At 67.7% G+C, this 24887-nt stretch carries 27 protein-coding genes and 1 other RNA gene; 15 read left to right on the top strand and 13 right to left on the bottom strand.

The window, feature by feature from the left end; translation table 11 throughout:
- Nucleotides 1-56: 56 nt before the first annotated feature.
- Nucleotides 57-998, top strand: a complete 942-nt coding sequence (locus ABZV58_RS14625; RefSeq protein WP_355000641.1) for a cobalamin biosynthesis protein — start codon at nucleotides 57-59, stop codon at nucleotides 996-998.
- Nucleotides 999-1209: 211 nt separating this feature from the next.
- Here the strand turns inward: ABZV58_RS14625 and ABZV58_RS14620 are convergent, their stop codons facing one another.
- A complete protein-coding gene (locus tag ABZV58_RS14620; protein ID WP_355000640.1) occupies nucleotides 1210-2052 on the bottom strand; it encodes an alpha/beta hydrolase in 843 nt (280 codons plus the stop codon).
- A 158-nt stretch (nucleotides 2053-2210) separates the two neighbouring features.
- Here ABZV58_RS14620 and ABZV58_RS14615 point away from each other — a divergent pair, with 158 nt between their 5' ends.
- Together ABZV58_RS14615 and ABZV58_RS14610 are read left to right on the top strand one after the other, a co-directional pair.
- The gene (locus ABZV58_RS14615; RefSeq protein WP_355000639.1) at nucleotides 2211-3029 is read left to right on the top strand and encodes a class I SAM-dependent methyltransferase; all 819 of its coding nucleotides are present in this window, start codon (nucleotides 2211-2213) and stop codon (nucleotides 3027-3029) included.
- Nucleotides 3030-3042: 13 nt separating this feature from the next.
- On the top strand, nucleotides 3043-3273 hold the full coding sequence (locus ABZV58_RS14610; protein ID WP_355000638.1) for a hypothetical protein: 231 nt from the start codon (nucleotides 3043-3045) through the stop codon (nucleotides 3271-3273).
- Nucleotides 3274-3398: 125 nt separating this feature from the next.
- On the opposite strand, the gene ABZV58_RS14605 is transcribed toward ABZV58_RS14610, so the two are convergent.
- Entirely contained in the window at nucleotides 3399-4292 is an 894-nt protein-coding gene (locus ABZV58_RS14605; protein WP_355000637.1) for an SURF1 family protein, read from the bottom strand.
- Nucleotides 4292-4795: a low molecular weight protein-tyrosine-phosphatase gene (locus ABZV58_RS14600; protein WP_355000636.1), complete on the bottom strand. Its 504-nt coding sequence runs from the start codon at nucleotides 4793-4795 to the stop codon at nucleotides 4292-4294. The genes ABZV58_RS14605 and ABZV58_RS14600 overlap by 1 nt, the downstream gene beginning before the upstream one ends.
- A gap of 44 nt (nucleotides 4796-4839) precedes the next feature.
- Here ABZV58_RS14600 and cobC point away from each other — a divergent pair, with 44 nt between their 5' ends.
- From cobC to ABZV58_RS14575, 5 genes are all read left to right on the top strand, one after another.
- Nucleotides 4840-5883, top strand: a complete 1044-nt coding sequence (gene cobC / locus ABZV58_RS14595) for an Rv2231c family pyridoxal phosphate-dependent protein CobC (protein WP_355000635.1) — start codon at nucleotides 4840-4842, stop codon at nucleotides 5881-5883.
- Nucleotides 5884-6828: 945 nt separating this feature from the next.
- Nucleotides 6829-9579 (top strand): HNH endonuclease, encoded by a 2751-nt coding sequence (locus tag ABZV58_RS14590; protein WP_355000634.1) that lies wholly within the window; start codon nucleotides 6829-6831, stop codon nucleotides 9577-9579.
- Between the two features lie 3 nt (nucleotides 9580-9582).
- On the top strand, nucleotides 9583-10029 hold the full coding sequence (locus tag ABZV58_RS14585) for an SMI1/KNR4 family protein (protein ID WP_355000633.1): 447 nt from the start codon (nucleotides 9583-9585) through the stop codon (nucleotides 10027-10029).
- A gap of 255 nt (nucleotides 10030-10284) precedes the next feature.
- Nucleotides 10285-11409, top strand: a complete 1125-nt coding sequence (locus ABZV58_RS14580) for a Nif3-like dinuclear metal center hexameric protein (RefSeq protein ID WP_355000632.1) — start codon at nucleotides 10285-10287, stop codon at nucleotides 11407-11409.
- A gap of 54 nt (nucleotides 11410-11463) precedes the next feature.
- Nucleotides 11464-12108, top strand: a complete 645-nt coding sequence (locus ABZV58_RS14575) for a hypothetical protein (protein WP_355000631.1) — start codon at nucleotides 11464-11466, stop codon at nucleotides 12106-12108.
- 56 nt (nucleotides 12109-12164) lie between these two features.
- Here the strand turns inward: ABZV58_RS14575 and ABZV58_RS14570 are convergent, their stop codons facing one another.
- Genes ABZV58_RS14570 through ABZV58_RS14550 form a run of 5 tightly spaced genes read right to left on the bottom strand, consistent with a single transcriptional unit; the run spans nucleotide 12165 to nucleotide 15330 of the window.
- Nucleotides 12165-12929 carry an ESX secretion-associated protein EspG gene (locus ABZV58_RS14570; protein WP_355000630.1) on the bottom strand — a complete coding sequence of 255 codons (765 nt, stop codon included), beginning with the start codon at nucleotides 12927-12929 and terminating at the stop codon, nucleotides 12165-12167.
- 51 nt (nucleotides 12930-12980) lie between these two features.
- Nucleotides 12981-13895, bottom strand: coding sequence for a hypothetical protein (locus tag ABZV58_RS14565; RefSeq protein ID WP_355000629.1), 915 nt, complete (start codon nucleotides 13893-13895; stop codon nucleotides 12981-12983).
- A 42-nt stretch (nucleotides 13896-13937) separates the two neighbouring features.
- On the bottom strand, nucleotides 13938-14327 hold the full coding sequence (locus ABZV58_RS14560) for a hypothetical protein (protein WP_355000628.1): 390 nt from the start codon (nucleotides 14325-14327) through the stop codon (nucleotides 13938-13940).
- Nucleotides 14327-14731: a hypothetical protein gene (locus ABZV58_RS14555; RefSeq protein WP_355000627.1), complete on the bottom strand. Its 405-nt coding sequence runs from the start codon at nucleotides 14729-14731 to the stop codon at nucleotides 14327-14329. Before ABZV58_RS14555 ends, ABZV58_RS14560 begins: the two co-directional genes overlap by 1 nt.
- A gap of 44 nt (nucleotides 14732-14775) precedes the next feature.
- Nucleotides 14776-15330, bottom strand: coding sequence for a DUF3558 domain-containing protein (locus ABZV58_RS14550; protein WP_355000626.1), 555 nt, complete (start codon nucleotides 15328-15330; stop codon nucleotides 14776-14778).
- A gap of 364 nt (nucleotides 15331-15694) precedes the next feature.
- Here ABZV58_RS14550 and ABZV58_RS14545 point away from each other — a divergent pair, with 364 nt between their 5' ends.
- The 3 genes from ABZV58_RS14545 to ABZV58_RS14535 all read left to right on the top strand — a co-directional run bounded on the left by ABZV58_RS14545 (nucleotide 15695) and on the right by ABZV58_RS14535 (nucleotide 18836).
- Nucleotides 15695-16432, top strand: a complete 738-nt coding sequence (locus tag ABZV58_RS14545; RefSeq protein ID WP_355000625.1) for a C4-type zinc ribbon domain-containing protein — start codon at nucleotides 15695-15697, stop codon at nucleotides 16430-16432.
- Between the two features lie 37 nt (nucleotides 16433-16469).
- Nucleotides 16470-17858 carry a bifunctional RNase H/acid phosphatase gene (locus tag ABZV58_RS14540; protein WP_355000624.1) on the top strand — a complete coding sequence of 463 codons (1389 nt, stop codon included), beginning with the start codon at nucleotides 16470-16472 and terminating at the stop codon, nucleotides 17856-17858.
- 288 nt (nucleotides 17859-18146) lie between these two features.
- On the top strand, nucleotides 18147-18836 hold the full coding sequence (locus ABZV58_RS14535; RefSeq protein ID WP_355001137.1) for a hypothetical protein: 690 nt from the start codon (nucleotides 18147-18149) through the stop codon (nucleotides 18834-18836).
- Here the strand turns inward: ABZV58_RS14535 and ABZV58_RS14530 are convergent.
- A complete protein-coding gene (locus tag ABZV58_RS14530) occupies nucleotides 18750-19664 on the bottom strand; it encodes a helix-turn-helix transcriptional regulator (RefSeq protein ID WP_355000623.1) in 915 nt (304 codons plus the stop codon). The two genes, ABZV58_RS14535 and ABZV58_RS14530, sit on opposite strands and share 87 nt — an antisense overlap.
- A 108-nt stretch (nucleotides 19665-19772) precedes the next feature.
- On the opposite strand from ABZV58_RS14530, the gene ABZV58_RS14525 reads away from it, so the two are divergent.
- A complete protein-coding gene (locus tag ABZV58_RS14525; RefSeq protein WP_355000622.1) occupies nucleotides 19773-20177 on the top strand; it encodes a hypothetical protein in 405 nt (134 codons plus the stop codon).
- Nucleotides 20174-20686, top strand: a complete 513-nt coding sequence (locus ABZV58_RS14520) for an SgcJ/EcaC family oxidoreductase (protein ID WP_355000621.1) — start codon at nucleotides 20174-20176, stop codon at nucleotides 20684-20686. Before ABZV58_RS14525 ends, ABZV58_RS14520 begins: the two co-directional genes overlap by 4 nt.
- A 198-nt stretch (nucleotides 20687-20884) precedes the next feature.
- Here ABZV58_RS14520 and ABZV58_RS14515 read toward each other — a convergent pair whose 3' ends face one another.
- A complete protein-coding gene (locus ABZV58_RS14515) occupies nucleotides 20885-21469 on the bottom strand; it encodes an NUDIX domain-containing protein (protein WP_355000620.1) in 585 nt (194 codons plus the stop codon).
- Nucleotides 21470-21557: 88 nt separating this feature from the next.
- On the opposite strand from ABZV58_RS14515, the gene ABZV58_RS14510 reads away from it, so the two are divergent.
- The gene (locus ABZV58_RS14510) at nucleotides 21558-21878 is read left to right on the top strand and encodes a hypothetical protein (RefSeq protein ID WP_355000619.1); all 321 of its coding nucleotides are present in this window, start codon (nucleotides 21558-21560) and stop codon (nucleotides 21876-21878) included.
- 94 nt (nucleotides 21879-21972) lie between these two features.
- Here ABZV58_RS14510 and ABZV58_RS14505 read toward each other — a convergent pair whose 3' ends face one another.
- The gene (locus tag ABZV58_RS14505) at nucleotides 21973-22491 is read right to left on the bottom strand and encodes a TrmH family RNA methyltransferase (RefSeq protein ID WP_355000618.1); all 519 of its coding nucleotides are present in this window, start codon (nucleotides 22489-22491) and stop codon (nucleotides 21973-21975) included.
- Nucleotides 22492-22635: 144 nt separating this feature from the next.
- Nucleotides 22636-23523 carry an alpha/beta fold hydrolase gene (locus ABZV58_RS14500; protein WP_355000617.1) on the bottom strand — a complete coding sequence of 296 codons (888 nt, stop codon included), beginning with the start codon at nucleotides 23521-23523 and terminating at the stop codon, nucleotides 22636-22638.
- Nucleotides 23524-23587: 64 nt separating this feature from the next.
- Here ABZV58_RS14500 and rnpB point away from each other — a divergent pair.
- An RNA gene (rnpB, locus tag ABZV58_RS14495) (RNase P RNA component class A) lies at nucleotides 23588-24003 on the top strand.
- 113 nt (nucleotides 24004-24116) lie between these two features.
- Here rnpB and ABZV58_RS14490 read toward each other — a convergent pair.
- Nucleotides 24117-24503 carry a hypothetical protein gene (locus ABZV58_RS14490; RefSeq protein WP_355000616.1) on the bottom strand — a complete coding sequence of 129 codons (387 nt, stop codon included), beginning with the start codon at nucleotides 24501-24503 and terminating at the stop codon, nucleotides 24117-24119.
- Nucleotides 24504-24887 lie beyond the last annotated feature (384 nt).

Genomic DNA, 24887 nt, shown 5'->3' with positions numbered 1-24887 from the left:
CACTGAGTGTGACATCCCGGCGGTCGCCGCGGTCGTGCGCCCGCTAGTCTCGCCAGGTGCACACGGGGATCTCGGCCGGTGGCGGTCTGCTGCTCGGCTTCGCGCTGGATCGCGCGTTCGGCGACCCGCGCCGGTGGCATCCGGTGGCCGGATTCGGTTCGGCGGCAAGCGCGCTCGAATCCCTGACCTACGCCGATCGACGGACGGCGGGGGTGTTGCACGAGGCGGTCGCGGTCGGGGCCGTGGTCGGTCTCGGGCTCGCGGCGCGGCGGGGCGGCCTCGTCGCCACCGCGCTCGCCACCTGGACCGTGCTCGGCGGACGCAGTCTGGCGGCCGCCGGTCGAGCCATGGCCGATCATCTGGAGTCGGGCGATCTGACCGCGGCCCGCGCGCTACTGCCCTCGCTGTGCGGGCGGGACCCGTCGGTGCTCGACGCCGACGGATTGGCCCGCGCCGCACTGGAATCCATCGCCGAGAACACCTCCGACGCCACCGTCGCACCGTTGTTCTGGGGCGCGGTGGCCGGCGTGCCCGGTCTGCTCGGCTATCGGGCGATCAACACCCTCGACGCGATGGTCGGTTACCGAAACGACCGCTACCACCGCTTCGGCTGGGCGGCCGCCCGACTCGACGACGTCGCGAATCTAGCTCCCGCCCGCGTCAGCGGACTGCTCACCGCAGGGCTCGCGCCACTGGTCGGCGGACGCCCCGGGGCGGTGCTGCGCGCTTGGCGGCGCGACGCGGCAAGACATCCCAGCCCGAACGCGGGCGTCGTCGAGGCCGCGATGGCGGGTGCGCTCGGGGTTCGGCTCGGCGGGCGCACGCAGTACCGGTACGGGACGGAACTGCGGCCCACCCTCGGCGACGGGCCCGCGCCGACGGTTCCGGATCTGCGGCGGGCGGTGCGGATGTCGGAGGCCGTTCAGGTTGGGGCGGTGGTGTTCGCGGCGGGGGCGGCATGGGGTCTGCCGACGCTGCTTCGGCGGCTCTCGCGCTGAATTCTGGGTGCTCGGCCGTACGCCGACTTTCCGCTGCTGTGGCTTTCGCGTGTCCGCTTCGGTGGCCGAACCCCGAAACCCCTCGGCGTCGGATCTACCGACGGCGAGGGGCAAGCGATGGCATGTCACCGCGAAGAAGTCGAGGGACACCACAGCGGCTGTTCTATTCGGCTGGTCGTGCGCGAAGGCGCTGTCGCTGTGGTTCGTTCGCTCACGCGCCCGTCAGCACCTCGCGCAATCTGGCGTCGAATGCGACGGGATCACCCATGGGCGCCCCCGCGAAACCCGTGTGATCGCCGGGGAACAGGGTCGGTTCGAGGTCGAGCAGATCCGCAAGCGCCCGCGACGAGCGGTCGCAGAACTGCCCGGCGGATTCTTCGCCGATACCGATCACCAGGCGCGTCGGTATCGAGCGCAACCGCTCGAGGTTCGGCTCCCACGACGTGGTGCCGCGGATTTCGTGGTTGAACCAGTAACTCTCGCTGGCTACCTGAGCCGGATCTCGATCGCCGCCGAACATCTGCGCCAAGACCGGCTCGGGCATCGAGATATCGGCGTTGACGAAGAACTGTCGCCACGCGCCGATCACATCGCCGCTGCGGTAGCTGGCGATCAAGTCCTCGACACCCTGACGTAATGCGTCGCGATCATCGAGCACCGCGTTGAGCGGCGGTTCATGTGCGATCGCGGTGCTGACCAGTTCGGGATGGTCCTGCGCCAGCGCCAGCGTCGTCACCGCACCCCCGCTCGAGCCGAACACCACGGCGGGGCCCGCGTCGAGGTGGGTGATGAGCCGGGCCAGGTCGTCGGCGCGCAGCTCGGGCGTCGAATCCTGGTCCGGGTCATCGAGCACGCTCCCCTGATGGCCGCGCGGATCGGTGGTGAGCACCAGGTGTTCGGTGGCGAGCAGATCGGCCAGCGGCGCGAACGCTGCGGCGTCCATCGGCGCGCCGATCAGCACGATCAGCGGTCCCGCGCCGCGTACCTCGTAATGCAGGCGCGCGCCGGGAACTTCGAGCGTCCGCACGGCGGCGGCAGTCGATGTGGGATGCATGGGTCCTCCTCGAGCGACAGGCATGGGTGTTCGGTTGGGTAGACCGCCGGTGCGGCGGAAATTCATCGCACCATCCGATTTCGTCCAGACCCATCCTGCTGCCGGGCGCCGGAAAATGACTTGCCCGCGCCCCCGAGGCCCCTCCTAAGATCGGCCGGGTGACCGATACCAGCGCCGCCGACCTGGTCGAGCAGAACAAACGCCACTGGGACGAGCGTGTCCCGATCAACGCCGCGAGTTCGTTCTACGACCTCGACGGGTTTCGCGCGGGAGACGAGGACTTCGATCGGTTTCAGCTGGACGAGGTCGGTGACGTCGATGGTCTCGATCTCGTTCACCTGCAATGCCATATCGGCCTGGACACCTTGTCCTGGGCGCGGCGTGGCGCGCGGGTCAGCGGTCTGGACTTCTCGGCACCGGCGATCGAAGCGGCAGCGGAGCTCGCCGACGAGATCGGCCTCGGCGACCGCGCGCGATTCGTCTCGGCCGACGTATTCGACGCCGTCGACGTGCTCGGCGCCGCCGCGTTCGACCTGGTCTACACCGGCATGGGCGCGCTGATGTGGCTGTCCGATATCCAGCGCTGGGCACGCACCGTCGCCGGTCTGTTGCGTCCGGGCGGACGGCTCTACCTGGTCGAAATGCACCCCGTCACCGACGTCCTCGACGACGCCACCGGTACCACCGTCGCGGGCGACTACTTCGCGCGCGACGCCCGCACGTACGAATTGCGCGGCTCCTACGCCGATTGGAACGCGCAGACCACGCACAACACCGTCACCGAGTGGCACCACACGCTCGGTGATGTCGTCAGCGCCGTCGCGGGCGCCGGGCTGCGCATCGAGTTCGTGCACGAGCACGACGTGATCCCGTTCCGGCGCTACGGCACGCTCGTCGCCGACGGGCCGCGGTTCCGGTATCCGGACCCTTCCCGGCGCTTGCCGCTGCTGTACTCGTTGGCCGCCACAGCCGTCTAGCGAGCGAGAGTCGTTGGGCGCGCACGGTGGCAAGACCGTGGTGCTGAACCGGCGGGAGAACGCGGGACTCGGCATCCTCTCCGCGCGCGGGCGGGTCCATACCGGGTTGTACGACATAGCCGTCGTGCGCCGATCCGCCGGTCCGGACTCGGCGCGGCTGTGCGGGCAACGAGCCGATCCAGATCAGCTGACCGTGATCCGAGCCGCCTCGGCCCGACCCGATGCCACCGCATCGCCAGTGTGATCGCATGCGTTCTGCACGAATTCGCGGCGAAACGGCGGGATGGAGTCGGCGGGCCCGGGTGGGGTTTCGCGGGCCGGGGCGCGCGGGCCGAGTGAGAGCGTGGCGGCTCGCGATGCCGATCGCGATCAGGAGCGGTTGCGTCCGTAGCGGTCGGCGAGTCTGGCCTCGGTCGTCGGCTGGGCCGGAGCGGGCGCGGTGGATTCGGTCGCGGCGGGCTCGGTCGGCGTGGGCTCCGTCGGCGTCGACTGCGCGGCCGCGGCTTTCTCCCTGCGGCGTTCGCGAATTTCCGCGTAGACGAAGTACCCGAGGCCCAGCGGCGCCATGATGCCGAAGGCCAGCCACTGCAACCCGTAGGAGAGGTACGGGCCCGCGTCGAGCTGGGGGAGCGGGGTCGGGGTGAACGCGCCCGGCTGGTTCTCCGAGAGTTGGAGGTACCCGCCGCGCTCGCCCGCGGGGATCGGGGTGAGCGGCTGACCGAGCACGTCGGATTCCTGCGTGGTGTCGATCGAATACACCTGGCGGTAGCCGTCCTGGGTGAGCGGCGTCTTGTCCGCGCTCACGCCCTCCGACATTCGGACCCGGCCCTCGAGGCGCTGCGGGCCCGCCGGTGGTTCCGGGATCTGCGGCGGCCGCGAGGATCCGTCCACCCCGGCGACCAGACCGCGGTCGACGAGCAACGTGCGCCCGTCGTCCAAGCGGAACGCCGCGAGCACCGCGTAGCCGGGCGCGCCGTCCAGGTGCCGCAGGCGCACCAGCACCGTCGAATCGGGCAGGTAGCTGCCCGTGGCCGTGACGCGCCGCCATTCGGTGTGCTCGGCACCGGAGGCGTCGAGCACCGTGGTCACGTCGACCGGGTCGGCGCGCACCGAGTCGGCGATCAGTTGGTTGCGGTGCTCGGTGGCGGTGTTCTTGCCGAGCTGCCACGGCGCGAGCACGGTGAAGCACAGGTAGGCGAAGGCGGCCACCAGCGCGGCGAGGATCAGCCAGCTGGGGCGCAGCAGGAACGCCAGGCGGCGCATCACGGCCGCCCGTCCGCGACGGCGACTCGGTCCAGCGCCGCGCGCACCCAGTCCAGCAGGCCAGGGATCGCGGCCTCGATCTGCGCGCGGACGAGTTCGAAGTCGGCGGCGGTGCCGTAGTACGGGTCGGGCACGTCCGGGCCGTCGGCTGCGGGATCGAAACTGCGCAGCAGCTTGCGGCGATCGGACGGGACGCCGAGTCGGGCCAGTGCCCGCTCGTGCCCGGTGTCCAGCGCGATGAGCAGGTCGGCCTCGCGGTGATCGGCGCCGACGACGGCGGCCACGTGACCCGCCGGATAGCCGTATTTCAGCAGCGTCTCGGTGGTGCGCGGGTCGGCGTCGTCGCCGACGTGCCAGGAGCCGGTGCCCGCGCTGCTCACCCGCACCCGGTCGGCCAAGCCGGCGAGGCGCAGATGGTGCGCGAACATCTTCTCCGCCATCGGCGATCGGCAGATATTGCCGGTACAGACGAACGAGACGTGCAGGTCACCCACGACAGCCATTCTGGCCGGTCACCCAGTACGCCCGCCACGTAGGGTGTGATCCCGTGCCCTCCGACACAGTCGACCCCGCGCTGCTTCGCCATCACGGCGACGTAGACGCGTGCCCGGGCATGCTCGATTTCGCGGTCAACGTGCAGGGCAGCGAGCCGCCGTCGTGGTTGCGCGAACGTCTCGCAGCCCGGCTGACCGACCTCGCCCGCTACCCGAGCGCCGCCGAGGACCTGGCCGCCCGCACCGCCGTCGCCGCCCGGCACGGCCGCCGCCGGGACGAGGTGCTGCTGCTCGCGGGCGCGGCCGAAGGGTTCGCTCTCCTGCCGAAGCTCGCTCCTCGTCTCGCTGCGGTGGTGCACCCGTCGTTCACCGAACCGGAACTGGCGCTGCGTCAGGCCGACGTCCCCGTCACGCGGGTGCTGCTCGAACCGCCCTACACCCTCGACCCGCTGGCGGTGCCCGACGAGGCCGATCTCGTCGTCCTCGGCAACCCCACCAACCCGACCTCGGTTCTGCACCCCGCCGAAACCCTCCGCGCTTTGCGCCGCCCCGGCCGCATCGTCGTCGTCGACGAGGCCTTCGCCGACGCCGTCCCCGGCGAACCGGAATCCCTCGCGACGACCGCTACCCCCGACATCCTCGTCCTGCGCAGCCTCACCAAGACCTGGGCACTCGCGGGCCTCCGCTGCGGCTACTTCCTCGGCGCGCCCGATCTGCTCGCCCGCCTCGACCACGGCCGCCCGCACTGGCCCCTCGGCATCCTCCAGCTCGAGGCGATGGCCGCGACCGCCTCCCCCTCCGCCGTCGCCGAATCCGAACGTCACGCGACCGTCCTCGCTACCCTCCGTGCCACCATGATCGAACGCCTCACCGCGCTCGGCATCGACGTGCACACCCCGGCCCATGGTCCCTTCCTGCTTCTGCGGGTGGCCGACGGCGAAGTGCTGCGCAAATACCTCGCCGACCACGGCATCGCGGTGCGCCGAGCCGACACGTTCCCCGGGCTCGGACCGGATCATATGCGCGTCGCGGTGCGCGATAACGCCGCAGTGGATCGGCTGTGCGCGGCCATACGTACCGTGCCCGGCTCCGATTGAGCTGCTGATTGGTGGTCGGCACGCGTTACCCGGGGTGCTGGTGGTTTGATGTGCGGCTACGCGTGATCACCGACGCAATGGAGTACCGCCGCTTTCGGCGTATTGTCGCGACTGAAGTCAGAGCGGCTGTTCCAGCTGGATTACGAGGACCGCAATCTGATCTCGGCAGCGCAAGAGCGAGAAGCTGCGCGACTATCCGTACCGCAAGCGGATTCAGAATTCGACGAGCAGCGGCGCGAGGGCTCTCGGGCCGATTCGCCACAGTCGGTTCGTTTCTTCTGGCGCTGATGCGCACCATCTGCTCCGGGGCCAGCCGAGACGGCAAACCTGTGCTCGCCGCAATGAAAACCCTGATAAAGAACAATGAGGGGGAGCGCACTGAAAGCCGCAGACGCTCCCCGACCTCGATCACGGACCGAGGCGATCGATTCGACCCCGACATGGACCGCCGGTTCGAGGCCGAGGATCTCATGGGGCCGTACATGTCAGCGCCCTGATCTGCATGGATCGCCCTCTTCGCGATCGAGGGGTTGACTGCCGCCGCACCATAAGTGAAACTTGCTGCAGCGCCATAACTATGCGCTCATCCCGTTGCGGGACCTATCCACTCCAAAGACTTCCCAGTGAAGCCCTAATCCAGCCATGAGCGGGTTAGGGCTTCACTCGTTCTCGGACCCTCCATCCCCGCAATAGATCCCGACGCTCGGAGGCATCGCCCAACTCGGTCCGATCCCGCTTCCCAAGGCGGATCCCGCATCGTTGCCCACCGGCATGCTGATTCTCCGCCCCGACTTCCTGATCCGGTATTCAAAGCCGTTGGCGTCCAGTCATGTTCACTTCGCTCGCGGAGTCGATCGATCACTGGGCGCATCTCACGCGACAACCGCACGCATCGACGCCATCCACTGGGTCCGGCTCCGAACGCCAACCGCGAGGTGAATTTCGTTGTCAGATCCGATTATCGGTCCTCTAGCGCCCAACTATCAATGGGTCTCCCTGCGAATCGACTGGTTCCGGTCCGTCACGCCTGCGGTCAGTGCCGCGCACGACGTTGACGCGGCAGGCCGGGTCTATACCTTCACGGGGACGACTCCGACCAGCGCCGCCCGCAAGCTCGAGCGTATCTGGGCCACACGTGAAATGGTCGCAGCTGCGCGAGCCGAACAGACCACCCAGTCGTCGTCGACAACCGCCGGCGATCCGCTCGCATGGCTCGCGGTGCATCGCCCAGACGGTGCCGAAATCGCAGCCCCGCAGGCGAAACCTATCGCCGACCCCCAAGCCTTCACCGATCTGGACGACGAGGGTTACCGAATCCCGCAACCCGACACCGTCGCCAATCCTGGATCCCAAGCCCAACGGCCGCAGCAGCCGGACCCTCGGCCCCTCCCCGCCCAACAACCCCCGGCGACACCGACGCGGCCCACCACAAACGTCGCCCCCGTGGTCCCAGTCCAGTCACAACCGATCCAGGAACAGCCGAAATCTGCAACCGATCCTGTAGCGCCGCCGGATCAGGCACCGGTCACCGACCAACTCCCGGAGCGCATGGATCCCGAAACGGTTCGGTTGCATCCGATCCTGCAGCAGATCTACAACCCCGACGGCACACGCAAGCCGCCACCACAGCCACTGCCTCCCGAAGCGCAGCAGGCATACGACGCCACACCGCCGCAGGACAAAGCCGTCATCGACCAAACCATTGTCGGCCAAGTCGTTTTCAACCAGCCACGCACCCGACACGACCCCACCCCGAACAACACCAACCAGACTCCCCCGACCGCACCCACGATCCCATCGCCAGCCGAACTCGACCTCAGCCGCGTCGCACCCATCCTGCCCGACGGCGTCGCACCCCCACAGCGCGGCGGCCTGCCCGTGGAATGGATCGACGGCAACGGCACCCACGGCTCGCTCCGGATCGATGAGTTCGGCCAACGCTATTGGCGTTACCTGCAAGCCAACGGTCGACTGATCGAGGTCACCGAAGGCGGCGGCAGCGACGGCGCCGACCGACCATGGACCCACACCAAGATCACCGAACCCGGCCAGCTGACACCGCATGTCGACACCTACGACACCGCCGGTGTCACCGCTTACGTCGGCGACCCGGTCAACGGCATCGAAACCCGTGTCGTGCTGTTCCAAGGCGGCGACAGCGGCATCGAAGAACACGGTGGCGGCAGCGACGGAAGCGACCGAGCATGGACCCGGACCACGCAGTTCACTGAGCACGGCGACTTCGTCACCAGCAGCTATGCGGACGGAACGACTGTCCGTGAAACCCCCCGCCCGGACGGCGGCATCGGCATCGTCACGACCCGCAACGGCGTAATTGTCAGCGACCTGATCAAGCGTCCCGATGGCACGCTGTGGGATCACAACGGACACAGGCTGATCACCATCGAAGGCCAACTGGTGCCCTTCGACGCGGACGGCAACGTCTACGTCCCCGACGAGACCTCGGGCAAAGTCAACCCGCCCGAAGCCGCCCGAGGCAAAGACGGACGCTGGTACATCCTTCCTCAAACCAATCGCGGGGATGCGCTGCGGCTGACCGAGATCCCAGTCCCGCCCGGGGCTCCCGGTCGACGCTATTTCAAGACCGACGACGGTCGCCTCGTCATCGTCGACAACAAAGGCCAGCACTGGGCCACCGGCGCTCCCGACAAACCCAGCGTGTTCGCCCGCGTCCTCGACATGCTCAGCACACTCCCCTACACGCCCGCGGGCCGAACCCCGGGAATAACCGCGTTGATACTCGAACGCCGAGCCGCCGCACAAGCAGCAGCCGCGGAGGCCCGAGTCGCCAGCAAGACACTGAAAGCGAGCCCAAACACAACCCTGGCCACGAACACGACAGCAGTTCGTGCGAATGCCGATCCAACAGCGATTTCAGGCAAACAAGTCTTCCAAGCCGTAATCAACGCCGAGCGCAGCGTCCCGAACGCCCGTTCCCCATATCCGCCGACTACGAAGAACGCACCGCGTCCTGCATCGCCCGATGCGCATCCCCCGGCGCCTGCCGTCTCCACGCGAGGTGGTCAAATTCCGGCTTTCGCGCTACGTCGAATTGAGCACCCGGTGCCGTTCTCCAACTTTGCTGAGAACGGCATTGTGGGAGCAGAAATAGCGGTTGTCAAAGGCCTTATCAACGCGGTTGCGACCGTGGAAAAAATGATCCCGCAGCCTGTTGCCGCGATGGCGGGAGTGCCGCGAAGTATGGTCAGTAATACTCCTAGAGCCGACATGCTTGCAGCCAGGTTCGCTGAAACACTTAGAAAGGACTCCAGAGGGCGCGTCATACCGCCTGGTGTTAACCGGTTGCCAAACGGTAAGTTGCCGTCTAACTTCGAATATGCAGGTAAAAAGTATCCGGTGGAAAAGTTGCCACCGGATTTGAGAACGAAGTACCCTGCCAGTGTTCAGTTTACTCACGACGGTTTCCCAGACTTCAGCCCTTATGCAAAGAATACGGTAAAGTTTGACCGACCGCAGTTCGACCCGCCCCGATTCACGGGTAATCGTTCGTCGGATTTCACGAACGCCAACCGGATGGCCGGGTATAGGCAGACGCCTGACGGCTACACGTGGCATCATCATCAGGACGGGAAAACGATGCAGTTGGTGCCGACCGATCTACATGATGCTGTGAGACATGCAGGCGGAGTCGCCATAGCGAAAGGAATGAGATAGCTGATGGCTGTCGGTTACTACAGAGCGGCTGGTCCGGCAATGCGATTCGATATCGAGCGCCTCGAGGAGCGTATCGGTCGCGGATTGCCTGAGGATTACAAGGGTTTCCTGATGCGGCAGGATGGGGGTCGGGTCGAGGGTAACGATCAAGCAGTGAATGAGATATTCTGCCTACGCGATGATGCCCCTAATTGGGCAAGTATTTGGTGGAAGCTCGATGTCTTTTCCGGGAGAATCCCCAACTGGTTACTTCCGGTCGCCAGCGATGAATACGGAAATTTGTTTGCTATTTCTTTGCGTGACTCGGACTTTGGTTCGGTTTGGTTCTGGGATCACGAGGAAGAGACGGATGAAGATGAGTCTGCGGCGGAGGATAATATCGAATGTAGGTCAGTCAGTTGGTCGAGCTTTATCGACGATCTGCAACCTCTGAATGACTCCGAATCGTAGTTGGCGGCCGCCCCTTGTAAGCCAAAGCCATGCCGCAGCATTGCTTTGCTGCGTCTACATCCGACCATTCGTACGCATCGCCGATAGCATGGGCTGCTGCGGATAAGGCTAAGTCGTGGCTGCCGATTTCATCCGAAATGGCGGTTGCTAGCCGTGTTCGACCGGGTGTGTTTTCCGCGCGGGAACCCCGGGCTGGATGATGGAGGACGACCGGCGCCCGCCGGGACGGGAGTTCGGGAGGAGTGGGGTAGGCGGATGGTGACGACGCTGGCGGATCTCATCGGGGTGCTGGACGCGGCGTATCCGCCGAAGCTGGCGGAGTCGTGGGACTCGGTCGGGTTGGTGTGCGGTGATCCCGAAGACGAGGTCACCAGGGTGTTGTTCGCGGTGGACGCGACCGCCGAGGTCGTCGACGAGGCCATCGATTGGCGCGCCCAGGCGTTGGTGGTGCACCATCCGCTGCTGCTGCGCGGCGTCGACACCGTGGCTGCCGACACCGCCAAAGGCGCTCTGCTGCACCGCCTCATCCGTTCCGGTTGCGCCCTGTTCACGGCCCATACCAACGCCGACTCCGCCGACCCCGGCGTCTCGGACGCGCTCGCCGCCGCGATCGGTCTGACGGTCACCGCGCCACTGGACCCGAAACCCACTGCCGCGGTGGACAACTGGGTCGTCCAAGTCCCGCGCACCCACACCGACGCGGTGCTGAACGCCCTGTTCGCCGCGGGTGCGGGCGGTAGCGGCAGCTATCACGACTGCGCGAGCTGGGCGCCGAGCACCGGACAGTTCCGTCCCATGCCGGGCGCGAATCCGGCGATCGGCACGATCGGCGAACTGGAACGCGTCGACGAGGATCGCATCGAGGTCGTCGCACCGCCCGCCGCCCGCAGCGCGGTGCTGGCCGCCCTGCGCGCGGCGCACCCGTACGAGGACCCGGCTTACCACGTCACCGAGCGCGCCGCCCTGCCGTCCGGGCTCGGCATCGGACGCATCGGAACCCTGCCCGAACCGGAACCCTTGCGCGCCTTCACCGCTCGCGTCTCCGCAGCGCTCCCGTCCACCGTCTGGGGCGTCCGCGCCGCGGGCGACCCGGATCGGATGATCGAGCGCGTCGCGGTGTGCGGCGGCGCGGGCGACTCCTATTTGGCCAAGGCCGCCCGCCTCGGCGTCGACGCCTACCTCACCTCCGACCTGCGCCACCACCCCGCCGACGAACACCTGCGCACAGGCGGGCCCGCTCTCGTCGACGCCGCCCATTGGGCCACCGAGTTCCCCTGGTGCGCGCAAGCGGAAGGCATTGTCGCCGCGGCGCTTCCCGGCGTGGAGACTCGCGTCTCCACCATCCGCACCGACCCGTGGACCGTGGCCGCCGCCGACTGACAGTTCCGCGCCGTTCCCGGGAATCGAAGGGCCGGAAGCGGGTACAACTACCGCATGAGTTACCCGGTGGATTTCGGGATCGTGCAGATCGGGTTGATCCTGCTGATCCTGATCGCGGTCGCGCTGCTCGTTTCGGCGTTGGTGAAGGTGCGCAGGGTCGGGCCGCGGGTGCTGCTCGGCCGGGGTGCGGGCGGGCTCGTGCTCCTCGTCGTCGCGGTGCTGCTGCTGTGGGTCGCGACCCTCATGCAGACCTACCTCGGACTGAGCGGCGAGATCAAAGCCGCGCACGTGGTGGTGAGCGAGGTTGCGGGCGAGGACCATCAGCTCGAAGTCGACCTCACGCTCTACGGCGACGATGACAATCCGGAGCGCCGCGAGAAGTTCCGCGTCCAGGGCGATCTGTGGGTGTTGCAAGCCAACATCGTCGAGCTGGAACCCTGGGTGAACGCCCTCGGCTTCCACTCCGGTTACAAGGTCAGCCGCTTGTACGGCCAGCGCCTCGACGGCGTCGCCACCACCCAGAACCACATCTTCCTCAACGGCGACGACGCCGGCTTCTTCGCCGACATGCGCGACGGAAAGTGGTGGACCGACCCCTTCGTTCGCTCCGCCTACGGCAACGCCGTCATCGCGACCCCCGGCGAATACGACGTCTACATCTCCCGCGACGCCATCAAGACCCGCGCGCCCGGAAGTTGAACTGCCGCCACCGCGCGGTTTGCCGACGATTTACGCACGTCTGTGTGCACCGGGCGTCACCACGCGTTCGTGCGCTCCCGGTTCACCACGGCGATTCGGTCCTGAAGTCGCCGCATGATCTCGTCGGTCGGGCCCGGCGCGATGCTGAAGTCGTTCCTGCTGTGGTTGACCAGCAGATACCGCCCGTCGTTCGGGTAATCCAGCCAGATGAACGCATGCCCGTCCAGCGTCGGCCGGGCGTCGTAGGCGATGCCAGGGTAGACAGTGATTTCGCCCGCGCCGACGCGCGGTCGCCGGAAGAACCGGTTCACCTCCTCGGCGTGCGAGAGACGCGTCGGATGTCGCGAGTACAGCGGCTGGTCCATGTCCGTGCGTCGAGCGCTGAACGGCTGGTGGGCGCCGCCCTGACAACGAGGCAGGCGCGCCGCGATCTCCGAAACCACCAAGTGCGAGTAGCACATGGTGAGCACGACATCGCGGCCGTGCTCACGATCCGGACCTGGCTGCTGTATCGCGATCGTCGCGACCTGGTCCACCACACCCGCGTGCATCCGCACGACCTGCTTCAGCTCCGGACCGTAGAAGCCGTGAATCTCGATGCGCACCTGCGGTTCCAGCAGGACGGTGAGCGCCCGGTGCAGCCGCTCGTCGAAGATCGGCTGCAACCGCTGTGCCGTCTGCATGCGAAGGCGCTCGAAATCAGATTGGTATTCCATGAATTCGGGCTGGAAACTCAACGGATACGGCAGCCGGTCCCGGCCCATGGCTTCCATCGCGATGCTGAACGCGAGACCGTCCAGCTGCCAACGCCATTCACTCATGCCTTCGCCTCGCTTGCGCTCGGCTGCGGCCTGCGCGCTCTCTACCTCCACTCATCCGCCGATGACCCCGCCCGGCGGCAGTACCCGCGGCTGCACGCCCAACAGTTCGGTGGTGCGGTCCTGCACTAGATAGTCCGGCGTCTTGTGCTCGTTCTCGTTGTCCTCGCCGCGGCGTCCAGCACCCGGGGCACCCATACCCGGCATACCGGGACGTCCCGCGGCCGGAGAGGCGGCGCGTCCGCCCGGTGTGCTGCCGGGTGCACCGGGCTGACCAGGTTTGCCGCCCGGAATGCTTTTCCCAGGACTGGGATTCGATCCAGGTCCTGGACCACCGGGGAAGCCCGGCGAACCAGGCGAGCCCGGTCCAGGCCTGCTGAGCGGGTCCTCCAGATACGACTTCGGTGTGGCCGGTGTCGGCACGCTGCTCTGCGGAACCGTGCTCTGCGGATTGGTGGACGCGGGATTCGTCGCGGCCGGATCCGTATTCTGCGGGTCCGTGTTCGAATCATCCGATTTCAGCTGATTCGGGTCGCCTTCCTCATTGTTCGGATCGCCACCGGGGTCTCTCGGATCATCGATACCGCGCGGATTCACCGGTCGACCGCCCGGCGGCCAGCCACCGTCGTCGTCCTTCGGCTTGTCGCCGGGGTTGCTGACCGGATTGAACGGCTCAGGAAGCTTGGGAGTGTGACTGTCGACCTCTTGGGCGCCCGGCACATAGATCCGTTTCATGATCTCGCGAGCATTCGCCTCGGCCTCGTTCGCGCGGTGCTGCGCCAGCTTCAGCACACCGTTGCCCGGAATGTGCCCCATGAATTCGTCGAAACCGGAAACGTGCGGCGCGGGCGGGATCGAGATCTTGACCTGATCCAGGTAGCCCTGCAACAGGTCGATGCCGTTGGCGACCTGCTGGAAGCTGACCGGCAGCTTCTTGAACTCGTCGGTGTAGGCGCGGGTGGCTTCCATCGCGGCGTTGGCGGCGCGACCCTTCCAGAGTTGTTCGATGTCCTAGTCGACGCCGGTGCGGAAGACGCGAACGGCCTCGTCGGCCCTGTCTCGCAGCCTGCGCCAACCGTCCGCGCCGCTGTTGATGTCGGCCTGCGAGACGCCTTTGCCGCCGTCGTGGTCGTTGAGCGCTTTCCAGATTTGCTCGTGTGACCAGGTGTCGAAGGGCTCCATGCCCGTCAGCACCGCGGGGGCGCGATCGCCGTATTGACCGTTGAGGGTGTTCCACTCGTTCTGGATGTGGCTCCGGTCGTTCTTCCACTTGTCCTCGCCGGAGTTGCGGAAATTGGTCTCGTTGACTTTGTTCTCGTGGGAGTCGTTCTGCGCGCGGGCGATTCCCGCACCGCCCGCGATGACGCCGATGACCGCTGCCGCGGCGACGAAGAAGGGCATCAGTTCATCCCTTCGGTGTGAGCGGTCAGCTGGTTGCCCGCTGCTTGGTCGGCGGCTTGGAGTTTGCCGATCGCGGCGGCGTAGGTGTCGTGCATGAGTTGGACGACTTCCATGTGCTGCTGCAGGCGGGTTACCGCAGAATCCTTGCTGTCGTGTGGCCCGCCGTTGACGGCTTTGTTTTGAAACTTCTCTTGCAGTGCACGAGCCGATGGCAGGCCACCGTAGCCGGACAAATACTGCAGATTGAGGGCATCGGCGGTGAGCACATCCAGGTCATCGAGCATCTCTTCACAACGCTTCCTGAGTGCTTCGCCGATGCTCTCATCCATACGGAACTCACCCGATATCGCTTGTTCCTTGAGCTGCTGCCACTGCCTCATCTGCGTTTGTATGTCGTCAGCCACGGCGTTCCACCCCTTGTCGATTCGTAAGCATCTGTCCAGTCGAGCTACTTCGGTAGATGCGGTTCGAGGTCCTTCGCATGTTTGACCGCAAGCTCGCACCGATCTTGGGTTATCGGCTTGGATGCGCGCCAATCCGCGCTTATGACGAACATGCCCTGCTCGGCGGGTATCGCGACTCGACAAATCAGACCGCGCGTGTCGGCTCTATCCTGATGAACCAGCCCCGGACGGGCCCCGATATTTACGTCGCGAAAGCCGGTTTCGTTGGGATTGGCTCGTGTCTCATCGACGGTGTGGCTGCTGGAGGCAACAGTCACGAAATAGGGCAGAGCGGTGACCTCCCAGGAGCAGATCCGCCACGATGCTGGCCCTGTCGGAGGATCGGTGACAACGCGCTTCGTCGAGGGGTCCGCGCCAGTACCACGCATAGCTTCCTCACTGAGTTGGGTACACGGGTTGTAGACCTCGATCTCGTCCAGGTTCCGGACCGTCGTCGTCGGTGTTGCGGCCGTGCCGTCGACCGTCGACCCGCACCCCGCGGCCAATCCGATGACAGCAGCACCCGCGAGGACGGTGCGTAAGACGTCGGCGGTTCGCATAGCTCTCCCAGTCATCGGCGTCGGGTGATCCCCCGGTCGTAACTATATGACGCGCCGAATCGGTCATCGGTTCCATCGGATTCCGGTCGTCCCGCAGGCGCCCACGCCCGCAGCGAGGCGGTGCGGACCGGTGTGTGTTCTCGCCGAGCGACACGCGATGTCGCCGGTCCCGGCTGTTTTTCCTGAGCGACGCGCGCATGTCCGACCTGATCAGGCGGCCGCGCACTCGCACCACGCGACCCGCACATTCCTCGGCCCGGTCTCGGAACCAACCGCCCCGTGGCCGGGGTACGGTTGAGCACTGGCATTCGCCGCCCGGCGGATACCCCCCGGCCCGTCCACAGTGTTCAGGAGTTTGTCCGCGTTGAATGTCGAACCACCGATCCAGGCCAAGCTGCTTCAGCTCGCGGCTGTCGACGCCGAACTGACGCGGATCGCGCATCGGCGCACCGTGCTGCCCGAGCTGCAGGAGGTGGCGCGGCTGGAGGGGGAGCGCAACAAGCACAAGGACGCCGCGGTGGCGGTGGAGATCGTGCTGGACGACCTCGATCGCGACATCCGCAAACTCGAGGGCGAGATCGAGGCGGTCCGCAAGCGCGAGGAGCGCGACCGCGGCTTGCTGACGGCCGGTTCCGTTAACGCCAAACAACTTTCGGAGCTCCAGCACGAGCTGGGCAGTCTGGAGCGGCGGCGCGGCGTCCTGGAGGACGAACTGCTGGAGGTGATGGAGCGCCGCGAGGCGTCCGCCTCCGATCACGACCACGCGGGCGCCCGGCTGAGCAAGACCGAAGAGGAGCTCGCCGAGGCGCAACGGCTGCGCGACGAAGCGCTGGCGGACCTGGAGGTGGCGCAGGGGCGGTGTACGGACGATCGCTCCAACCTGGTCGGACTGGTCCCCGCGGAGCTGCTGAACGCCTACGACAAGCAGAAGGCCGAGCGCGGTGTCGGCGCGGCGCTGCTGCAAGCGCGCAAGTGCGGCGCGTGCCGGATCGAGCTGGACCGCGGTGAGATCGCGCGTATCGCGAAGACGGCGCCCGACGTGGTGGTGCGCTGCCCCGAATGCAACGCGATCTTGGTGCGCACCAAGGAATCCGGTCTGTGACCTGCGGGTCCGATCGTCCGGATGCCGAGGAGGTCCGGTGAGTTACGAGCACGTGATCGTCGAGGCGGACGGTGGTTCGCGCGGCAACCCCGGCCCCGCTGGCTACGGTGCGGTCGTCTTCGCCGCCGACCACGTCGCGGTGCTCGCCGAACGGCGGGAAAGCCTCGGCATCGCCACCAACAATGTCGCCGAGTATCGCGGGCTGATCGCGGGCCTGGAGGCCGCCGCCGAGCTGGGCGCGCGCACGGTGGACGTGCGGATGGATTCCAAGCTGGTGGTCGAGCAGATGTCGGGCCGCTGGAAGGTCAAGCACGCGGCGATGATCCCGCTGGCCGATCGAGCTCGCCGTCTGGTCGCGGGCTTCGACCGGGTTGGCTTCACCTGGATTCCGCGCGCCCAGAACTCGCACGCCGACCGCCTGGCCAACGAGGCGATGGACGACGCCACCCTGGTCGACGAGGTGCGGGCGGCCCACGAGGCAGGACAGGAGACCCCGCTGCGCGACACTGTCGGTCGCGCGCCAGCGGGGACATCCGTTGGCACAGCGCACGGTGAGTCGGAAGCGGACGCCGCCGCGAGTTCGGCCGCCGTAGCCGAGCCAGACGCCCCGGTGTACCACGCTGCCGCCGCGGAAACCTCGCACGACCGCCCGGCGCTTCAAGCCAGCGGTGATCGCGGCCCTGCCGCTGAGCCTTCCGCCCACGGCGCCGAACAGAATGGCCCCAGCTGGATCGACGAAGTCCGAGAGGCTCGCGTAGACCCCGCGAACACCGAGGCCGCCTCCAGTAGCCCCGGCTGGACCGGCGCGATCGGCCGCCCTACCCGCCTGCTCCTGCTCCGCCACGGCCAAACCGAACTCTCAGTGCAACGCCGCTATTCGGGCCGCGGTAACCCGCCGCTCACTGCGCTCGGTCGCGAACAGGCCGCGCGCGCGGCGAAAATGCTTGCGGCCAAAGGCGATATCGCCGCGGTTCTGAGCTCGCCGCTCGGACGCGCCCGGGAGACCGCGGAGGCCGCGGGCGCCGCGCTGAATGTGCCGGTGCGCACGCACGACGGGCTCATCGAGACCGATTTCGGCGCCTGGGAGGGCCTGACGTTTCTCGAAGCGGCGCAACGCGATCCGGAGTTGCACGCGCGCTGGCTCGGCGACCCGTCGGTGGCGGCGCCAGGCGGGGAGAGTTTCGACGAGGTGCGCGAACGGGTGGAGGCGGTGCGCCGCGACCTGGTCGCGCTGTATCCGGGCCGGAATGTGCTGGTGGTCAGCCACGTGACGCCGATCAAGACGCTGTTGCAGCTGGCGCTCGGGGTGGGTCCGTCGCTGCTGTACCGGCTGCACCTGGATCTGGCGTCGCTGTCGATCGCGGAGTTCTACCCGGACGGCGGGTCCTCGGTGCGTCTGGTCAACGACACCTCCTACCTGTCCTGAACGCCCCCTTACCGACGCATCCGCGGCCGTCTCCGGGTACGGTGGCGCGGCACACATCGCATTGCGCGCACCGGCCGCTACCCCAACGCTGAGGTAGCCGACAGTCGACCGAGGCCGCGTACTCGGTTCGCTCCGCCTTCGCGCGGAAAGGGCCGGAACGAGCATCGCGTCACCGTTGATGTCGGTGCGATGCCGCACGATGTGTGGGGTGGGTCGATTCCTCGATCGAAATCGAGTGTCGGCCTGTGTCTTTCGAGAAGGAGAGTTTCTGCTGTGAGATTCAGGTGGATGGCGGCCGTGACGGCCGTCGTCGCGGGTGTGGGCGCCGCTGTCTCGGGCGCCGCGCAGGCCGCTCCGGGGAGTGCGGTGCTGGGCGGAAGCTCCGGCCTCGTCTTCGAGAACAACTCCGCGTGCTCGCTCACCGCCATCGGCCACGACAACGCCGGTCGTCTGGTGGGCCTCACCGCGGGCCACTGCGCGCCCGCCGGTACGCGGCTGGCGTCGGAGGCGGCACTGGATGTGGGCGGAGTCGGTGTGGTGGCCTACTCCGACAACGGGGAGGGGCTGGATTTCGCTGTGTTGCAGTTCGATCCGGCGAAGGTGACGCCGGTTCGCACGGTCGGCGCCACCACGATCAACGGGATCGGCCCGACGCCGGGTCCCGGCACCACCGTGTGCTCCAACGGTCGCACCAGCGGCCCGGGCTGCGGTGTCGTCTGGGGCAACCTGGACGAGACCATCACCTTGAACCAGGCCTGCTCGAAGCCGGGTGACTCCGGCGGTCCGGTGACGGTCGGCGACCGCCTGGTCGGCATGAACCAGGGCAGGCTGACCGGCCTCGCGGGCATCGGCTTCGACGTGCCGTGCACCACCGCGGCCAACCCGATCCACTCACCGGCGTTCTTCGCGCCGATCGACGTGATCCTCGCCGCCGTCAACGCCATCGGTGGCGTCGGCGCCGGATTCCGTCCGATCTGAGTCGTTTCCGGCCGAACCGTTCACCGTCGCGTCCCCGCGCTGCTCTCCCAGACCGCGCAGGGCCGCGGCGGTGAATTCGTCCAGGGGGTAGAACAATTCGATGGCGAGCTCGGAGAGCGTCACGTCCGCGGGCGCCCCGAACGTCGCCATCGTGCTGAACATCGCCATCTCACCGAGCGGCGTCCTGATCCGGACCGGCACCTGGAACGGGCCCGTCGGCGCCGCGTGATCCGCCGCCGGATCGGACGGCGCCGGGTAGCTCAGCACCTCGTCGTGCAGCGCGCGCAGGCGCTCGTCGCCGGTCGCGTCCGCCTGGCGGCCCAGCCGTTCCAGGAACAGCTCGCGCACCTGTGCGGGATTGGCCAGCCGCGCGATCAGGCCGTCCGGGTGCAGCACCAGCCGGTAGACGTTGGGACGCGGCGTCAGCAGATGCTCCGGAACGCCCGCCGTGAGCACCGACATCGCGGAGTTGCCGGTTACCACATTCCACCACCGGTCCACCACCACCGCCGGGTAGGGCTCGTGCGCGGCGAGCATGGTCGCCACCGCCGAGCGCACCGCGGTCAGCTCGGCGTCGTCGAGGCTGGACTCGCGGTAGGCGGGCGCGAAACCGGCGGCCAGCAGCAGCGTATTGCGTTCCCGCAGCGGCACATCCAGCGCCTCGCACAGCCGAAGCACCATCGCCCTGCTCGGCGCGGCGCGGCCGTTCTCCAGGTAGGACACGTGGCGGGCCGAGCTGTCCGCGGCCAGCGCCAGATCCAACTGGCTCAGCCGCCGGCGCTGTCGCCAGTCGCGCAGCAGCGGGCCGATCCGGGAACCGTTCTCCACGTCAGCAGGGTAGCCACCGCCTCGCGCGCATGACCTCCGAGGTTATTGAGACGCTTACCGCGTCCCGGCATCGTGGTGGCGGACACGATCGACCGACAGGAGATGGACATGAGCACGGCAGCACTCGCCGCCCCACCCGCCGACCCGTTGCGCACCGCACTGCGCGTCGACGGCTGGAGTACCGGGGCGTTCGGCGTCGTCATGCTGGGCGGAGCCGGCGCGCTGCGCGACCCGCTCGGGCTGCCGACGGCGTGGTCGATTCCGTTCGGGGTCGCGATGGTGGGCGGTGCGCTGGCACTCCTGCTGATCGCGGGGTATCCGCGGATCCCCGCGCGGCACGCGAAGGCGGTCGTGGCGGTGAATACCCTGTCGGCGGTGGCAATGGTGACGTTGGCGTTCTCGGGGGTTCTCGAGCTGACCGGATTGGGTGTGGTGTTCATGCTGATCGGCGCCGCCGTGGTCGCCGCCTTCGCCGCGACCGAATACCACGCGCTGCGACGGGTCGCGCTGTGAGCGCCCCGGATGCCGAGCGTGCATCGAAGCGCGCGGTGGGGCGTTCGACGGCCGCGTCCTCGGATTCGGTGGAACGCACGGGGATTGCCGCAGCGAACACTACGGATACGGCGGACGAAGGCCGATTGCTGGAACTGCTGGCCGCACAGGCCGCCGCCTGGGCCGCGGGTGACGGTGTGGCGTTCGCCGCGACGTTCACCGAGGACGCCGACTTCGTCTCGGTCATCGGTGAATTCGTCCGCGGCCGAGCCGAGTTGGCCGAGGTCATGCAGCAGGGATTCGACGGCTTCATGAAGGGCACGCGTCTCTCGTCTCCGCGGGAAGCCACGATCCGGTTTCCGGCGCCGGATGTCGCCGTGCTGGTCACCAATGGCGTCTGTGTGCTGCGGGATGGCGCGAATACCTGCCGCCCGGAAGACCTTTCGATCCAAACCCGCATCGCAGTGCGCGAGAACGGAGAGTGGTTGTTCACGTCCTTCCAGAACACCCGCATCTGGCGAGCACCCTGACACCGGCCACAGTCAGGATTCGTCACGCAGGAGGTGACCGAGACCCTCGCCCAGCCGTTGACCGACCGCGAGGCCCTGCCCCGTCGAACTCATGGACGAGGCGGGTCGCGCGGTCGGTATCAGGCGGGACTTCGCGAGCGGGGGTATGGTTCTCGCCAACCTGGTGACCCGAGTAGATTCCGGCCGATCGCCCAAGATCTACGCCGGGACGGGGTCCGAGTCCGGTCCGAGGACCGCCTCCAGCTTCGTCAGGAAGCGGACGAAATGCGGATCGGACTCCGGAACCGCGAACCGGTCGATGTCCCACCACCGCCCACCGGCGAACTCCCGCGGGTCGAGCCGGTACTCGTGGGTGCGCTCGCCGCGAATCACATACCAGAGGCTGACGTCCTCGTGACCACCACCGATCCCGACGGTCGTGGTCACGGTGAGGAACAGCGGCGCGGAACCCACCACGTCGAATTCGGCGGCGATACCGAGTTCCTCGCCCGCCTCCCGCCGGGCAGCGTCGAACGGATGCTCGCCGGGGTCGAGATGACCACCCATCGGCAACCACAAACCGGCCAGCCGATGCCGTCCGAGGAACACCGCACGCGACGCCGGGTCGACCAGCACCGTGTACGCCACCAGGTGCCGCGGTGGCACCGCCGGTTTCTCCCTGCGGAACACGTCGTCGGTCGACGCCAGCCAGTCCAGGGTCGTCGCGATGTGCTCGCGCTCGAGCTCGTCGCACGGGTCGATCCCGCGGACCGTCTCGGCGACCGCGGCAGTCGCTGCGTTCATGGCCCGCGACTGTAGCGGCGGCCACCGACAACCTGTTTGTTCCGCCCCCAACCCGGGTACGCGACCTCGAAGCGACAAGGAGGTACCCATGGACCCGCGACGCCCCACCGACCCGGACACCGACAAGCTGCACGACCTCGTCGACACCGCCAAAGACAAGGCCACCGACGCCAAACACCGCGCCGAGGACCGCAGCGCGGCGGCCGCGCTCGCCGCGACCGATCTGGTGGACCGTGCGAGGACCCGGGTCCGCGACGCGGCCGAGCACGGCGAGGAGGCGCTGCCCGAACCGGTCGCCGAGCGCGGTCGCGACATCGCCGCCGCCGTCCGCCAACAGCCACTTCCGTTCGCGCTGGCCGCCCTCGCCGCGCTGCTCATCCTGTGGCGGACCCTGCGCCGTTCACGCTGACACGCCGGTTGCCCTGCGCCGGACTGCTTGTCGATGGCGAACGCAGCGCACCTCACGTCGACGCGGCCGACACCTGCGCCCACGCGATCGTGCATCAGCAAAGCCCCGCAAGCTTGTACAGCACCAGCGACCCCGCCACCGCCACGTTCAAACTGTGCCCGGTGCCCACCATCGGGATCTCCACCGCCACATCGAGCAACTCCAATCCCGCGGGCGGAATCCCGTCGAGCTCGTGGCCGAGCACCATGACCGTGCGCTTGCGGGCCGTCGGCAGATCGGCCAGCCGGATGGATTCGTCGGTGAGCTCCACACCGACCACGGCCGAACCGCCCGCCCGTTGCCGAGTCAGCCAGCGGTCCACGCGCCCGTCCACCCAGTGCACACACTGCCGGTGGCGCAACGTGTTTCCTTGGTTCAAGGCGTCGGGCACCCACGGGCGGCGCGGCACGGCGAGGCACGCGCCGACGGCGTCGCAGGTGCGCAACAGGGTGCCGAGATTGGCGCCGTGCTTGGGCCACAGCGGCGCGGCGATCAGATGGTTCCAGCAGCCGTGCGCGCGTTGTCGCCGCTGCTGGCGCAGTTCCGGGCGGGTGCGTACCCGCGCGGCGCTCATCGGTGGACGGGAAGACCCTTCCCAAGGGGGACAAAGAGTTTCATCACGACGATGCTTCGCGGCGCATCGGGGCCATCGCAGAAGGAATCCGGTTCCAGAAACGATACCCGCCCCGGCGCACCGAAAGTGCGCCGGGGACGAGACTCACGGCCGCAGTACCGAGACCAGGAAATCGGTCTGGTCGTAGACCGCCTGCTCGAAGACGTCGTCGAAGTACACGTCGAAATGCCCGACGGGATAACGCTTCACGACCGCGTGCTTGGTGCGTTCGGCCGCCTTCAACGCGGGCTTGGCAGGCGCGATGGAATCGTTGTCGGCCACCGCGTAGAACACCGGCATCTTCAGTGCCTTGGCATGCCGACCCGGTGAGTCGAAGAGCGCGGGAAAGGCCACGCGCGCGGCCACTTTCGGGTCGTAGGTCTCGCTCTCCTCGGCCAGCCTGCCGAAACCCTCCGGCACGTCGGTGGCGCTCATCAGCGCCGCGGACCGCTTGCGCCCGGCCAGCCGGACGCGAATCGGCTTGCGCCGCAACGGCCCGATGAGCAGATCGGTGGCGGCGAGGGTGGCGACCTTGGTCATGCTGATCGGCCCCTTGGCCCATGCCGAAGCCCACCCGCTGGTGAACGGCACCTGGGCGACCACGGCGGCGATGTAATCGTCCTCCGGCGCCACCGTCAGCACGTGACCGCCGCCGAACGAGGTGCCCCACAGCGCGATTCGGGTCTTGTCGATGCCGCGCAGCGTGCGCGCGTACGCGATGGCCGACCGCCAGTCCTCCCGCTGCCGCGCGATGTTCAGCAACTGGCGCGGATCACCTTGGCTCGCACCGAAATGTCGGTAGTCGAACACCAGCACGGCCATGCCCGCCGCGGCGAATCGACGGGCGTACCTGTCCAAACCCATGTCCCGCGTGCCCCCCAGACCATGCCCCATCACCACGAGCGGACGGGGCTTGGGGACGCCTGCGGGAGGGTACAGCCAGGCGGCGCATTGCTGGCCACCTGAGGGAAAACTGACCTCGAGACGTTCCATGACGTCTAACCGTACTGGCGCGAGCGGCCGCTCACCTGCCGGGGAGTATCCTGGCACGCGCGGACGAGTTGGTCGGGCGGCCGCGGCGATGGGAACGGGCACCTCGGTGCCGCCGCCTGTCGTCGAGGAAAGTCCGGACTCCAGAGAGCAGGGCGGTTGCTAACGGCAACCCGGGGTGACCCGCGGGACAGTGCCACAGAAAACAGACCGCCCGTGTCCCTTCGGGGACGCGCGGTGAGGGTGAAACGGTGCGGTAAGAGCGCACCAGCGCCCCGGGTGACCGGGGCGGCTCGGTAAACCCCGCCCGGAGCAAGGTCGAAGGTCGCACTTCTCGGAGTGCGGCTGCGCAGGCGTTCGAGGGCTGCTCGCCCGAGCCTGCGGGTGGGCCGCTCGAGGCACCCGGCGACGGTGTGCCCAGATGGATGGTCGCCGCCCGGTGCGAACCGGGAACAGGATCCGGCTTACAGACCAACTCGTCCGCCACACGCCCGGGTGGCCCGTGCCGAGCCGCGAGGATCGGCGTCGACGGAACGAAGTCGAACCGCCGGATGCGGGCCGCGCCCTGGGCTCCGGGCCCGCATCGGCGGCGCGGTTCAGCAGAGGTACTTGGCCGTGGTGAAGATGGCCTGGGCTTCTTCCTTGCTCGCGGCGGTCGGGCCGGACTTGGTGCGGTCGACGGTGGACTGCACGATGGCGTCCTCGGCCTTGCCGTCCTCGAGATCCTTGCAGGTGGCGGTGAAGATCTCCGCGATCTGCGCGTCGCTGCGGCCCTCGGCCAGCTTCGGGAAGGCGCTGCGGTAGCTCACGACGAACATGCCGGCCTTGGCGCTGTCGGGCACGGCGGCGCCGCTGGGCTGAGCGGCGGGGGAGGCGGAGGTGGACGACGCCGCGGCGGTGTCCTTGTCGTCGCTGCTGCAACCCGCGATGAGCAGGGCGAACAGGGTGGTAGTGACCGCGATCGCGGCGGAAGTTCTTCTCACGGTGCCGGATGCTATCGGCACCGGACGAAAGTCGCCTTCCGTACGGTTAACGGAAGGCGACCGGCGTGTGGCGTTCTCTGTGAGATCAGGTGGGATCGACCATGAAGACCTGCGCCCAGTATGCGGCCTGCTCCGGGCCGAGCAGCGGCATCAGGTAGTCGAAGATGATCGATGACATCAGTGCATAACTCCCAATTGTCGACGTACGGGGTCACTTCGGAATGGGCGGCGAGATCACGGCCCGCACCGGCCCCGAACAGTAGCAGTCGATCGCGACACGACGAGTCGGGCCGGGCGATTTGTACGGAACTGGCCTAGATCGTGACCGACGTCATACAGTAGTCGCCGTTGGCAGGCCCGATGCCGGGCAGCAGCGGGCCATTC

The sequence above is a fragment of the Nocardia sp. NPDC004654 genome (genome assembly GCF_040609595.1).
Taxonomy (GTDB): domain Bacteria; phylum Actinomycetota; class Actinomycetes; order Mycobacteriales; family Mycobacteriaceae; genus Nocardia.
The sequence above is the reverse complement of the archived record's forward strand: the minus strand, read 5'-3'. Positions and strand labels throughout refer to the sequence as shown.

Bases quoted from the DNA above. Each gene is read 5' to 3' on its own strand.
- ABZV58_RS14620 (WP_355000640.1), bottom strand. From the start codon at position 2,052: ATGCATCCCACATCGACTGCCGCCGCCGTGCGGACGCTCGAAGTTCCC.
- ABZV58_RS14605 (WP_355000637.1), bottom strand. From the start codon at position 4,292: ATGCGCCGCCTGGCGTTCCTGCTGCGCCCCAGCTGGCTGATCCTCGCC.
- ABZV58_RS14600 (WP_355000636.1), bottom strand. From the start codon at position 4,795: ATGGCTGTCGTGGGTGACCTGCACGTCTCGTTCGTCTGTACCGGCAAT.
- ABZV58_RS14585 (WP_355000633.1), top strand. From the start codon at position 9,583: ATGGCTGTCGGTTACTACAGAGCGGCTGGTCCGGCAATGCGATTCGAT.
- ABZV58_RS14580 (WP_355000632.1), top strand. From the start codon at position 10,285: ATGGTGACGACGCTGGCGGATCTCATCGGGGTGCTGGACGCGGCGTAT.
- ABZV58_RS14575 (WP_355000631.1), top strand. From the start codon at position 11,464: ATGAGTTACCCGGTGGATTTCGGGATCGTGCAGATCGGGTTGATCCTG.
- ABZV58_RS14570 (WP_355000630.1), bottom strand. From the start codon at position 12,929: ATGAGTGAATGGCGTTGGCAGCTGGACGGTCTCGCGTTCAGCATCGCG.
- ABZV58_RS14565 (WP_355000629.1), bottom strand. From the start codon at position 13,895: ATGGAAGCCACCCGCGCCTACACCGACGAGTTCAAGAAGCTGCCGGTC.
- ABZV58_RS14560 (WP_355000628.1), bottom strand. From the start codon at position 14,327: ATGCCCTTCTTCGTCGCCGCGGCAGCGGTCATCGGCGTCATCGCGGGC.
- ABZV58_RS14550 (WP_355000626.1), bottom strand. From the start codon at position 15,330: ATGCGAACCGCCGACGTCTTACGCACCGTCCTCGCGGGTGCTGCTGTC.
- ABZV58_RS14535 (WP_355001137.1), top strand. From the start codon at position 18,147: ATGGCGGCCGTGACGGCCGTCGTCGCGGGTGTGGGCGCCGCTGTCTCG.
- ABZV58_RS14525 (WP_355000622.1), top strand. From the start codon at position 19,773: ATGAGCACGGCAGCACTCGCCGCCCCACCCGCCGACCCGTTGCGCACC.
- ABZV58_RS14515 (WP_355000620.1), bottom strand. From the start codon at position 21,469: ATGAACGCAGCGACTGCCGCGGTCGCCGAGACGGTCCGCGGGATCGAC.
- ABZV58_RS14510 (WP_355000619.1), top strand. From the start codon at position 21,558: ATGGACCCGCGACGCCCCACCGACCCGGACACCGACAAGCTGCACGAC.
- ABZV58_RS14505 (WP_355000618.1), bottom strand. From the start codon at position 22,491: ATGAGCGCCGCGCGGGTACGCACCCGCCCGGAACTGCGCCAGCAGCGG.
- ABZV58_RS14500 (WP_355000617.1), bottom strand. From the start codon at position 23,523: ATGGAACGTCTCGAGGTCAGTTTTCCCTCAGGTGGCCAGCAATGCGCC.